Origin of the sequence: Luteibacter rhizovicinus DSM 16549 (genome assembly GCF_001887595.1) — a bacterium.
In the GTDB taxonomy this organism is placed as follows: Bacteria; Pseudomonadota; Gammaproteobacteria; order Xanthomonadales; family Rhodanobacteraceae; genus Luteibacter; species Luteibacter rhizovicinus.
Genome location: NZ_CP017480.1, coordinates 3,422,757 through 3,435,892, shown reverse-complemented (window position 1 = coordinate 3,435,892; position 13,136 = coordinate 3,422,757). Strand labels below are relative to the sequence as shown.

General features: G+C 64.7%; 5 protein-coding genes. All 5 read right to left on the bottom strand.

The window, feature by feature from the left end:
* The 5 genes from treZ to BJI69_RS15680 are packed head-to-tail and all read right to left on the bottom strand — an operon-like array spanning nucleotide 1 to nucleotide 12,645.
* Nucleotides 1–1,752, bottom strand: a complete 1,752-nt coding sequence (gene treZ / locus BJI69_RS15700; RefSeq protein ID WP_046966705.1) for a malto-oligosyltrehalose trehalohydrolase — start codon at nucleotides 1,750–1,752, stop codon at nucleotides 1–3.
* Nucleotides 1,749–3,857, bottom strand: coding sequence for a glycogen debranching protein GlgX (gene glgX / locus BJI69_RS15695; protein ID WP_046966704.1), 2,109 nt, complete (start codon nucleotides 3,855–3,857; stop codon nucleotides 1,749–1,751). Before glgX ends, treZ begins: the two co-directional genes overlap by 4 nt.
* An 11-nt stretch (nucleotides 3,858–3,868) precedes the next feature.
* Entirely contained in the window at nucleotides 3,869–6,055 is a 2,187-nt protein-coding gene (gene glgB / locus BJI69_RS15690; protein ID WP_425476860.1) for a 1,4-alpha-glucan branching protein GlgB, read from the bottom strand.
* Nucleotides 6,052–9,369: a maltose alpha-D-glucosyltransferase gene (gene treS, locus BJI69_RS15685; RefSeq protein ID WP_046966703.1), complete on the bottom strand. Its 3,318-nt coding sequence runs from the start codon at nucleotides 9,367–9,369 to the stop codon at nucleotides 6,052–6,054. The genes glgB and treS overlap by 4 nt, the downstream gene beginning before the upstream one ends.
* A 3-nt stretch (nucleotides 9,370–9,372) precedes the next feature.
* Nucleotides 9,373–12,645: a maltotransferase domain-containing protein gene (locus BJI69_RS15680; RefSeq protein WP_046966702.1), complete on the bottom strand. Its 3,273-nt coding sequence runs from the start codon at nucleotides 12,643–12,645 to the stop codon at nucleotides 9,373–9,375.
* Nucleotides 12,646–13,136 lie beyond the last annotated feature (491 nt).

Here is a 13,136-nt window from a genome sequence, read left to right as displayed (position 1 = left end):
TCAGGACTCCAGGCAGGCGACGGCGCGGCGTGCGGGAAGCAGGCCACGCGATACAGAGGCAATCTCGGCGGCATCGCCGTGTAGCCACGCCGCCGACGGCGATGGTGGCTGTGCGATGGTGACGTCGGTGTCACCGAGATTGACGAACAGGGTGAGGGCCTGGCCGCCGAGCGACCACGACGCCCTGAAGGCGCGCTCGCCGAGGGCTTCGGCGCCGAGGCTTCTCGCGTCGTCGATGTAAGGCGCGATGTATTTATGGCGCAGCGAGATCAGGTCACGAATGAAAAGGCGGCGGTGCTCGCCGTTGGTGCCATCGCGCTTCGGGATCGACGTGGTGAACGTGTCGTACTCGTTAGGGTCCGGAATCTCTTCGCCGCCGAAGCTGGTGAACTCGGCGAACTCCTTGCGACGACCTTCGCGAACCGCATCACGCAGTTCCTCGTCGGCGAAGTCGGTGAAGTACAGGAAGGGTGTGCGGCTACCCCACTCCTCGCCCATGAAGAGCATGGGCACAAAGGGCGACAGCAGGAGCAGGGTCAGGGCTGCTTCCATGGTTTCCGGAGCGATCAGGGTGACGAGCCGTTCGCCGAAGGCGCGATTGCCGACCTGATCGTGGTTCTGCAGGAAGTTGACGAAGCGCGCCGGCGCCAGGTGTCCACTGGGTTCACCCCGGCGGCGCGGCCCCATCATCTCGCCCTGGAAAGCGAAGCCCTCACGGAGCGTCCTCAGCAGCTTGTCCATCGGCGAGGCGTAATGGGCGTAGTAGCCCTCGTTCTCGCCGGTGAGCAGCACATGCAATGCATTGTGGAAGTCGTCGTTCCACTGCGCATCGAAGCGGCCACGCCCAAGCAGGTTGGCCTGGTTGCCCTCGTTCTCGAGGATCAGGTGCACGTGGCGGTCCGGTCCCACCGCCGCATGAACGCGACTGGCCAACGAGGCCAGCCACCCGGGATTGCCGATCGCATGCACGGCATCGAAACGGAGGCCGTCGAAACGAAACTCCTGGATCCAGTACAGCGCGTTATGCACGAAGTAGTCGCCCACCTGGGGCGATGACACGCCGATGGCCGCACCCCATGGCGTGTGCGCGCCTTCATCGAAGAACCGCGATGCGTATGCGCCGAGGTAATTGCCGTCGGGGCCGAAGTGGTTGTAGACCACATCCAGGAACACCATCAGGCCGAGATCGTGTGCCGTATCGATCATGGCCTTGAGGTCTTCCGGCGAACCATACGCCGCGGCCGGTGCGTACGGCAGGACACCGTCGTAGCCCCAGTTGCGCTCACCGGGAAACTGCGCGATCGGCATCAACTCGATGGCGGTGACACCGAGTGAGGCCAGATGCGGCAGGATCATCTCCACGCCATGGAAGCCACCGACTGCGCCGACGTGCAGCTCATAGATGACCGTCTCGTGCCACGGTCGGCCGTTCCAGGCCGTATTGCGCCATTCGAACGACAAGGGATCGGTGACGACACTATAGCCATGGACGTCACCGCTGCGCTGGCGACGCGAGGCGGGATCCGGCACGGCAAGCGAACCATCGATGCGAAAGCGGTATCCCACGCCTACCTCGGCGGGACAGATGCACTCGAACCAGCCGTCGTCCAGGGACCGCATGGCGGCGGTATGCCCTGTATCGCATTCGAGCGACACCGACTCGAGGTCGGGTGCCCAGAGCCGGAATCGCGTTCGACCGTCACCGAGCGACCTGGCGCCGTACGGCATCGCGTGCACGTAGCGAGCCGTCATGCCGGTTCCGTCCGGACGATCGTACCCAGCAGGATCACGCTATGGCCCGCCACCGCGATGGTCGGTTCGGTCCAGGGCACCTCGCTCGCCGAGGGCGAGGCGGTGTTGCAGCGCAACCGCCAGCTGACCGCTGGCTGGGGCAGATGAAACACGTGGGTTTCGGGCGTGGCATTGATCAGGACCACGGTCACGTCGGCGCGCTTCTCGCCGTAGGCCTGGGCGCGACGCAGGGCCAGCAACCGGCCCTCCGTATAGCCCCAGGTGGCCTGGGTCATTTCCGCGCCACTTTCGTCGAACCACGCGACCTCGCGCATGCCGGGCGCGACCTCCTTGTCGCCGCGCAGGAAGTGCGCCGCACGCAAAGTGGGATGCTGTTCGCGCAGGCGCGCCAGTCGCGCGACGAAGTCGGTCAGTTCCCTGCCCTGCTCCGAGGTGGCCAGTTTCCAGTCGTACCAGGACAGCTCGTTGTCCTGGCAATACGCATTGTTGTTGCCCTGCTGGGTGCGGCCGAACTCATCGCCGCCCAGGAGCATCGGCGTGCCGTGCGAGAAGAACATCGTCGCCAGCATCGCCCGCTTTACGCGATCGCGTTGCAGGACGATTGCCGAATCGTCAGTTGGACCTTCGACACCGTGGTTGTAGCTTTCGTTGTCGTTGCCGCCGTCGCGATTGTCTTCGCCGTTGGCATCGTTGTGCTTGTCGTTGTAGCTGACCAGATCCTCCAGGGTGAACCCATCGTGCGCGGTGACGAAATTCACCGAGGCCCACGGCTTCCGTCGCTGGTGGTCGAACAGTTCACCCGAGGCCTGGAGCCGGCCGGCAAGGACACCACGCATATTCGAATCGCCTTTCCAGAACTTGCGGATGTCGTCGCGGAACTGGCCGTTCCACTCGGCGAAGCCGGGCGGGTGATTACCCAGCTGGTAGCCCCCGGGACCGATATCCCAGGGTTCCGAAATCAGTTTCACATTGGCCAGCACGGGATCCTGACGCATCGCGTCGAACAGGCCACAGCACGGATCGAACCCATTTTCTTCGCGGCCCAGGCTGACCCCGAGATCGAAACGAAAGCCATCGATATGGAAGGTCTGCACCCAGTAGCGCAGTGAATCCATCACCAGCTGGATGACCCGCGGGTGTGCCGTATTCACCGTGTTGCCGGTGCCGGTATCGTTGATGCAATAACGCGGGTTGTCCGGCATCAGCCGGTAGTAACTCTTGTTGTCCAGGCCGCGGAACGACATGGTCGTGCCCAACTCGCTGCCTTCGCAGGTGTGGTTGTAGACCACATCCAGGATGACCTCGATGCCGGCGGCGTGCAGGGCCTGTACCGCCGCGCGTATCTCGTTGAGTGCGCCCTCGGCCATATAGCCTGGCTCGGGCGCGAAAAAGGCCAGCGTGTTGTAGCCCCAATAGTTACGCAGCTTCATCTCGGTGAGGCGGCGGTCCTGCACGAAGGCATGCACCGGCAAGAGCTCCACCGCGGTAATGCCAAGCTTCACCAGGTAGTCGATCACGTAGGGATCGGCCAGGGCGATGAAGGTGCCACGCTCGTTCTGGCGTATGCGCTTGAGCGTGCGCGTGAAACCGCGCAGATGCGTCTCGTAGATCACCGTCTCGTTCCACGGCGTGTGTGGCCGGTTCCCTCCCGTCCAGTGCATCGGCTCGTCGACCACCACCGCTTTCGGCATGGCCACGGCGCTGTCACGCCGATCGAACGAGAGGTCCGCCCGTGGCGAGGAAACGCGATAGCCATGCAGGGCATCCGACCAGCGCACCTGCCCGTGCAGCAGGCGTGCGTACGGATCGAGCAGGAGTTTGTTCGGATTGAACCGGTGCCCTTCCTCGGGCTGGTAGGGGCCGTAGGCCCGGAAGCCGTATAGCGTCCCACCGCGAACCCGCGGCAGGTAGCCATGCCAGATTTCGTCCGTGCACTCCGGCAACTCGTAGCGCGCGATCTCTCGCTTGCCGGAAGGATCGAACAGACACAGTTCGATGCGCTCCGCGTGCGCGGAGAACACCGCGAAGTTGGTACCCATGCCATCGCAGGTCGCACCCAGGGGATACGGCGTACCGGACTGCATGCGTTCGGGAAGTGCGGGCATCGCGATCCTCGTCAGTCGGCCACGAACATGACCGTCGATAGCGGCGGCAGGCTCAGCACGACCGACTGCTCGAAGCCGTGCGCGGATACCGCCTGGGCGTGGCGCTCGCCTTCATTGCCGCTACCCGAGCCGCCATATTCGACGGCATCGGAGTTCAGCGCTTCGCGCCATCGCCCGCCTTCGGGGACGCCGATACGGAAACTATGCCGCGGGGTCGGCGTCAGGTTGCTCACCACCAATACGGTGCGCCCACCGTCGGCCATGCGCAACCAGGCGAAGACGCTTTGCTCGGCATCGTCGCCGATAACCCAGCGGAAACCGCGCGGATCCGAGTCCCAGGCGTGGAGCGCCGGCGTTGTCGCATAAAGCTGGTTGAGATCGCGCACCAGTTTCTGCACGCCGAGGTGCAAGGGATGGTCCAGCAGTTCCCAGGCGATCTGGGCATCGTGGTTCCACTCGTGCGGCTGGGCGATCTCGCCACCGGTGAACAACAGCTTCTTGCCGGGATGTCCCCACATGAAACCGTAGTAGGCGCGGAGGTTGGCGAACTTCTGCCACTCGTCGCCCGGCATGCGGCCAAGCAGCGAGCGCTTGCCGTGGACCACTTCGTCATGCGAGAGCGGCAGCACGAACTTCTCCGAGTACGCATAGACCATGCTGAAGGTCATCTCGCCATGGTGCCAGCGACGATGGATCGGGTCGTGGGTCATGAAGTCCAGGGAGTCGTGCATCCAGCCCATGTTCCATTTGAAGGTGAAACCGAGCCCACCCTGCTCTACCGGTTGGGTCACGCCTGGCCATGCCGTCGATTCCTCGGCGATCGTCATGCAGTCCGGGTGGCGCTCGGCGACAAGCTGGTTCACGCGACGCAGAAAATCGATGGACTCGAGGTTTTCGCGACCACCGAACTTGTTCGGCACCCATTCGCCGTGCTTGCGGCTGTAATCGCGGTAAAGCATCGATGCGACGGCATCCACGCGCAGGCCATCCACGTGAAAGCGCTCGAGCCACGCCAGCGCACTGGCGACCAGGAAGCCGGAAACCTCGTTGCGCCCGAGGTTGAAGATCAGCGTATTCCAGTCCTGATGAAAACCTTCCCGCGGGTCGGCGTGCTCGTACAGCGGCGTGCCATCGAAGTGCGCGAGACCGTGGATGTCGGTCGGGAAATGCGCCGGCACCCAGTCGACGATGACGCCGACACCTGCCTCATGGCAGCGGTCGACGAAACGCGCAAAGGCTTCGGGCGTACCGAACCGCGAGGTCGGCGCGAACTGGCCGAGCGGCTGGTAGCCCCAGGAGCCGCCGAAGGGATGCTCGGAGACCGGCAGCAGTTCGATATGAGTGAAACCCATCCCAGCGACATACGGAATCAGGCGTTCGCCGATATCGTCCCAGTGCAGCTCCTCATTGTCTTTGCCACGCAGCCACGACCCCGCGTGAAGCTCGTAGATCGACAAGGGGGACCCGGCATGGTGCAGCGCCCCGCGCTTGCGCAGCCACTCACCGTCCGTCCAGTGGAAAGCGGTCGGGTCGGCCACGATGGATGCGGTCGACGGTGGCAGCTCGGCGGCCAGGGCCACGGGGTCGGCACGCTGGGTGAGCGAGCCATCGGCGCCCCAGATCTCGTACTTGTATCGCGCACCGGCAAGCAGGCCGGGGATGAAAAGCTCCCAGACACCCGCTGGAACACGCTTGCGCATCGGGTGACGGCGACCATCCCAACTGTCGAAGTCACCGACGACGCTCACCCGCTGCGCGTTCGGTGCCCAGACGGCGAAGCGAACACCGTGCACACCATCGACCGTGATGGGGTGTGCACCGAGCACGCGGAACAGCTCGACATGCGTGCCGTCCGACATCCGCTGCAGATCCTCGTCGGCCAGCAAGGTCGAGAACGCGTAGGGATCGTGCGTGTCGTGGCTCGCGCCGGGCCAGCGGATGCGGAGGCGATAGGCCGATTCATCAGGCGCCACGCCGGCAAAGAGCCCGTCGTCGTGGACGCGCCGCAGTTCGGCGACCGGCCGCCCCGCGGCATCGATCAGTTCGACGCCCAACGCGCCTGGTTGCAGGGTGCGCACCACGCGCCGTCCGTCGACCGTATGCGGTCCCAGCAAGGCGAAAGGATCGCCGTGGCGACCCTCCACCAGTGCGGCAACGGCAGCGGTATCGCTCAGCCCGTAGCTGCGTGCGTCGGTCACGAATCCTCCTTCAGTTCAGTGGCGGTGTCACCGCGGGCCGCATGGAGCAGACCCCGCAGCGGCACGTCCAGCCAGCCGGGCCGGTTCGCGGCCTCGTAGCTGACCTCGTAGGCCGCCTTTTCGATGATGAAGAGCTCCAGCAGCGGTGCGAGCGCCACGGCATCGACCCAGCGCACAGGGGCCGCATCCAGCACGCTCCGGTAGGCCTCAAGGAACACCTTCGACGAGCGTTCGCGGAAGCGTGCGAGGTAATCGCCGAAGCCCTCGTCTTCCACCGGTGCGAGGCCGTCCTCGCCACGACGGGCCATCGCCGCGGCGTAGTGAAGGGAGCGCAGGAAACCGGCGACGTCGCGCAGCGGCGTGTGTTTGCCACGACGCTCCGCGAGCGACCTGGCCGGCTCGCCTTCGAAGTCGATGATGTACGCATCGTCCTGGACGACGAGGATCTGGCCGAGGTGGAAGTCGCCGTGGGTACGGGTCAGGAGCGCACCCTTGCCCGCCTTTGCCAGCTCGCCGATGTGCTTGTCCAGCGTGGCAACCAGCCCGTGCACAGCCTCGATCTCAGCGTGAATGGCGTCGGAAACGTTCGTGGCATGGTCGAGCGAACCGATGGCGCGCTTCACCTGATCGCGAACACTGTCACGCCATGAACTGGCCGCGGATTCGGGGGCCTTCTCCGGATCGAACGCCGGGAACTCCGAGGGCTTCGCCAGCAGCGCGTGCAGTTCGCCGAGACGCGTGCCGACGGCGGCGGCGAAGGCGTCGTAGCCGCCTTCGATTTCCGCACGGCGCTCTTCGTCGTTGGAGTGGCTGTACTCGTCGTAGCTACGACGCAGGAAGTCCAGCGTCCAGCGCCACGCGTCGCCCTGGTTGCGCAGGAAACCCTGCAGTACGGCGATCGTGGTGCGATCGCCCTGGTCGTCGACCCGCACCACTTCGCCCAGCAGCGGCGAGGTGTTGGCGTAGCCGTTCTCGGTGAGGAAGCGGCCCATCTCGACTTCAGGATTGATCCCCGCCGAGGTGCGGCGGAACAGTTTCAGCACGCCCTGGTCGTGGAGGATCATCGAGCTGTTCGACTGCTCGGTGGTCATCCAGCGGTTTTCGACGTCGCTGGAGAACGCGTCCGCGTCGAAGGCATCGGTCCGTTCGAAGCGAACGAAACCACCGCTGACCGGCAGTTCCACCTCGTTACGCAAGCCGATCAGCAGCCCGGAAGCAAAGGCCTCGAGCGAGAAGCCGTCCGTGAGCAGACCGATACGACGGCCGCGACGCACACGGGCCAACGTAAGCTGCTGGGCACGCGCCGTGGGACTCTCGTCTTCCCAGACGATACCCACCGGCAAGCTGTAACGCTCCTTGCCACCATCGGCCAGGGTCGCTTCGACCTCGGTGAATACGAGGTCGTCGCCACGGTCCGGCCAGGGCACCGCGTAAAGAATTCGCACCGACTCGATGCCACGATCCTTCGCCGCGAACCAGCGGCGCACGCCGAGGTAGGTCGGCAACACCTGCTTTTCGATGACGCCGCGGTGATGCGCCATCACCGGCCCTTCGACCAGGGCGCCGCGAACCACCAGGGTCTCGTAATCGGGCATCGGCTCGGCAGGCACTTCGTGCCACTCGGGCATCTGCGCGTTCGGGCAGATTTGGAAGGCGTAGAAGCCGTACGCCGGCACGGTCAGCAGGTAAGGCAGCTGCCCAACGGGTGGAAACGACGACCCACCCATGATTTCGATCGGCACCTGGCCGTCGAACGCGGCGAGATCCAGTTCCACGGCCTGCAGGGAGCGCGACATGTTCGCCACACAGAGCACGTGTTCGCCATCGAACTCGCGCAGATAGGCCAGCACCTTGCGGTTGCCCGGGTAGAGAAACTTGAGCGTGCCGCGACCGAAGGCCTTGTAGCGCTTGCGCACGGCGAGCATGCGGCGCGTCCAGTTCAGCAGCGAATGGGGATCGCGGGACTGGGCTTCGACATTGATCGCCTGGAAGCCGTAGAGCGGATCCATGATCGGCGGCAGCACGAGGCTGGCTGGATCGGCCCGCGAGAAACCGCCGTTGCGGTCGACCGACCACTGCATCGGCGTACGCACGCCATCGCGATCGCCGAGATGGATGTTGTCGCCCATGCCGATCTCGTCGCCGTAGTAGAGCACCGGCGTGCCGGGCATCGACAGCAGCAAGGCATTCATCAGCTCGATACGACGGCGGTCGCGCTCGAGCAGGGGCGCCAGACGACGACGGATGCCGAGATTGATGCGCGCACGCTTGTCCGCGGCGTAGGTCTGCCACAGGTAGTCGCGCTCATTATCCGTGACCATTTCGAGCGTGAGCTCGTCGTGGTTGCGCAGGAAGATCGCCCACTGGCAGTTCTCCGGAATCGCCGGCGTTTGCCGCATGATGTCGGTGATCGGAAAGCGGTCTTCGCGCGCGATCGCCATGTACATGCGTGGCATCAACGGAAAATGGAAGGCCATGTGGCATTCGTCGCCATTGCCGAAATAATCCTGCGTGTCTTCCGGCCACTGGTTGGCCTCGGCCAGGAGCATGCGGTCGGGATAGTGCTGGTCGATCTCGGCGCGCATCACCTTGAGGATGTCGTGCGTTTCGGGGAGGTTCTCGTTGTTCGTCCCTTCCCGCTCGATCAGGTAAGGCACGGCATCCAGACGCAAGCCGTCCACGCCCATGTCGAGCCAGAAGCGCATGACGTCGAGCACGGCCTTCAGAACAGCCGGGTTGTCGAAGTTCAGATCCGGCTGGTGCGAGAAAAAGCGATGCCAGAAGTACTGCCCGGCGACCGGATCCCAGGTCCAGTTCGACTTCTCGGTATCGAGAAAGATGATGCGCGTGCCGTCATAGGCCTGGTCCGTATCCGACCAGACGTAGAAGTTGCGCGCCGCCGATCCCGCCTTCGCCGCGCGTGCGCGCTGGAACCACGGGTGCTGGTCGGAGGTATGGTTGATGACCAGCTCGGTGATCACGCGCAGGCCGCGCGCATGGGCTTCGTTGATGAAGCGCTTCACATCGGCGAGCTTGCCGTAGTCTTCGTGCACGGCCTTGTATTCGGCGATGTCGTAGCCATCGTCGCGGCGCGGGCTCGGATAGAACGGCAGCAGCCAGAGTGTGTTCACGCCCAGCTCGGCGATGTAGTCGAGCTTCTCGATCAAACCCTGGAAGTCGCCGACACCGTCATCGTTGGAGTCGAAGTACGACTTCAGATGCACCTGATAGATGATGGCGTCCTTGTACCAGAGCGGATCGCTCGAGAAATCGGGAGCGGCTGCCTGTTTCTTTGCTTTGGCGCGTGTAGCCATGGATCAGACTCCGGGTAGCCGCACGTGCCAGATCGCATAGGGCTGGCCGAGGCCTAGCCACACATGCTGATCGGCGCCGCGCCAGGCGATGGGTTGGTTGTGAAGCAGGTCGTGGATATCCAGCTGCGCGTCCGAGGCGTAGCCCCAGTCGCCCAGCGGCAGCGAAAGGTCGGCGGCCTGGGCGTTATGCGGGTCCATGCTGATGGCCACCAGCACGACGTCATCGCCCGAGCGCTTTTCGAAGAACAGCACCTGCGCGTTGTTCGCCGGCAGGAAGCGCACACCCAGGTGACTCTGCAGCGCCGGATGCGCGCGGCGGATCGCGTTGAGCTGGGTGATCTCGGCGACGATGTTGCCTGGCGCACTGAAATCGCGGACGCGGATCTCGTACTTCTCCGAATCCAGGTACTCCTCCTTGCCTGGCATCGGCGCGGCTTCGCAAATCTCGAAGCCGGAATACATGCCCCACAGGCCGGACAGCGTCGTCGCGAGCGCCGCGCGAATGAGGAAGCCCGGTCGACCCGATGTCTGCAGGAAGTAGGGATCGATATCCGGCGTATTGACGAAGAAGTTCGGCCGGAAGAAGTCCTTCGGCGGGGTGGTCGTCAGCTCGGTGAGGTAGTCGACGAACTCCTGCTTCGAGTTTCGCCAGGTGAAGTATGTATACGACTGGCTGAAGCCGACCTTGGCCAGGCGATACATCGGCTTGGGGCGTGTAAACGCCTCGGAGAGGAACAACGCGTCGGGATACTTCGCCCGCACCCGCGCGATCATCCACTCCCAGAACGGGAACGGTTTGGTATGCGGATTGTCCACGCGGAACGTACGGATACCTTCATTGGCCCAGAACAGCACCACGTCACAGAGGGCTTGCCACAGTGACGGGATCGCGCCTTCGGCGTAGAAATCGACGTTGACGATGTCCTGGTATTTCTTCGGCGGATTCTCCGCGTAACGAATACTGCCGTCGGGGCGCCAGTCGAACCACTCCGGGTGCTCTTTCAGCCAGGGATGGTCCTGCGAGCACTGGATCGCGAAGTCGAGTGCGAGTTCCAGGCCGTGTTCGTGCGCGGCATCGCGCAGGGCGCGGAAGTCCTCCATCGTTCCCAGCTGCGGATGGAGCGCGGTGTGACCGCCATCGGGTGAGCCGATCGCATACGGGCTACCGGGGTCATCCGGACCCGGCGTCAAGCTGTTGTTCGGCCCCTTGCGGAACGCCGTACCGATCGGATGGATCGGCGGGAAGTACAGCACGTCGAAGCCCATGTCACGCACAGCCGGCAAGCGCGCGATGGTGCTTCGGAACGTGCCGTGCTTCGCTTTGTCGTCGGTCATCGACCGGGGGAACAATTCATACCAGCTGGCGAACCCCGCCTCGCGGCGATCGACCTCGAGCTGAAAGGACTCGGTGACCGTCGAACGAAGGCGGGGATCCGTCGCCGTCATCAAGGCCAGGGTGCTATCGGCGAGCAGGAGTTCGAGGCGCTCGTCGCCTTCGCTACGCGCGACAGCCGTGGCGAGGCTGCGCAAGCCTTTGGCTTTGGCGCCGGCCGCGTCTTTCGCACGTGCCTCGACGAGCAACCTGCCCTCCTCCAATTCCAGGGCTACGGGCACGTGGGCGGCGTGTTTCACCTCGAGTTCGTGACGATAGGTAGCAAACGGATCGCGCCAGGCCTCGATCTGGAACTCGTATCGACCCATGCGGGTGGGTGTGAAGCGCGCCGCATGGATGTCGTTGTTGACGGGCTCGAGCACGACTTCGCGCCAGGCTTTCTCATCCAGGGCGCGATAGCGCAATCGCGCGGCGAGCACATCGTGACCATCGGCGAAGATATCGGCGGTGACATCGATGGCCTGGCCGACGATGCGTTTGGCGGGGAAGCGACCGCCATCCACGACGGGCTGGACGGCTTCGATGATGATTCGCGGGGCTTTCGTAGCAGACTGCATGAATTCCTTATGGGCGGTCGCGCCGATCTTGCGTTTCACAGGCGCACCCGCATGGGCGGTCAAAGTCAGTACGGCACCCGGATGCAGGACAACCTCATCGCCTTCATCGAAGACCTTGCGGCCATCGGGCGTGGTCCAGGGACCGAAGTGGGATGCGTCGCCGATCAAGGCGTCGGCGGCGGTCAGCGGCGCTTCGCGATCGAGCGAGGCGTTGACCAGGGTGAGCGTGGCACCCGTGGCCGTGCGTGGATCCGCGCCGTCCACGGTGAGGAAGGCGGCGATGCCTTTGCCCGTGACGATCGTCGGCACACCGTGGATGCGCTCACCGACGGCGGCATTGGCCGCCTTGACGGTTGCGGTGACATCCACGACAGCGCCCGCCGCCAGGTCGGCAGGCGTGATCACCGCGCCGCGCCGCGGATCGAGGGCGTCGTGCGCGGCGAATTCGAAGCCCACCGGCATCATCCATCCGCCCGGCGCCGTGGCGGCGAACGCGATCGCACGGCGGTAAGCGTGGTCGAGCTGGTTTTCCTCACCCAGTTCATCGCCCAGGCGAGTGGCGAACGGGGCCTCGGTACAGGCCAGCGCTGGCGCGATCGCCTGCAGGCGGGCCGCCTCCTCGGCGTACCAGGGCGCGCGGAAATCCCACCAGTTGGCCGACGACACCACGGCATCGAAGCCCGCACCCCGCATCGAGGCCAATTCCTCGGGCGTGCTTCCCGGCGTCCAGGCGAGAAAGCCCGCGTCGGGCGAAACGTCGTGGACGGCATCGATCAGGGTTTTCCAAAGCGACGCGGGGAGCCGCTGCGGATGCATCAGGCGGAAGCCGGCAACGCCGGCCGCCGTCCATCGTCGGAGGCGGTCGATCCACCATTGGGTAGCGGCATGGGCCACGGTGGGGTCATTCAATCGCCAGCGGGCGCTGTCGCTTTCGCTCGGCGTCCAACGGGGATCGGGCGTGCCGTGCTGGGCCGCGATCGCCCGGAACCAGTCCGGATGTTCTCCACGCAGCGGCGAATCCGACGCCAGTTCATCCAGCGACACGTCCAGCCACAACTCCATGTGCTGCGCGCGGCACGCCTTGGCGATCTGGCCCAACCGCGTGGTGGCGTCGCCATCGGCGCCCAGCGAGGGATTGAGCCGATCGAAGTCCCGCGTGACGAAAACGTCACCGCAGGCCGAAGGCTCGAACGGCGGCGCAACCAACAGCTGTCGAAAGCCCAGCGAGGCAGCATGCTCGATCCAGGGATTCCACGCGGTCATCGGCCCTGCAAGCAGGGGATGCAGGTAATAGATGCAAAGGGGCGCACGCATGCTTGCCGACATGTCTCTCGTGTTCCTCTGGGGGTGGAACAAGCATGCCGGGTCGGATGTATGCGTCGTGCCAATGAACCCGACATGCGAAGGCATTCACAGTGACGCAGACGGGTGTTGCGGCAGTGTGAATACGTGGGTTTTTGCGGTGTCGGGGAGCCGCGGTCGGGTTGGCCCTTGGGGCCGCCGGCGCAGCTCTTCGAGGCGGGCCGTAGGTGACGCGGTCGCTCCGCCCGTTAACTGAGCGGCCCTCAGCTCATGCGGCCCCAAGGGCCAACCCAACCGCGGCACCGCGCCGTGAAGTTGCGTGAGGTCGAGCGCACCGCCTGCAAACGTCACCGCAGTTGTAGGAGCCGACTATGTCGGCGAACCCTCAGGCTGTCATGCGTGCGAAGGAGGCGTTGCGATGATCTGGGGAGCGGTTGAACCGCCTGCACGATGCAATGCACGGCCTCAGTCGCGATATGACGGTTGAGGGTTCGCCGACATAGTCGGCTTCTAGG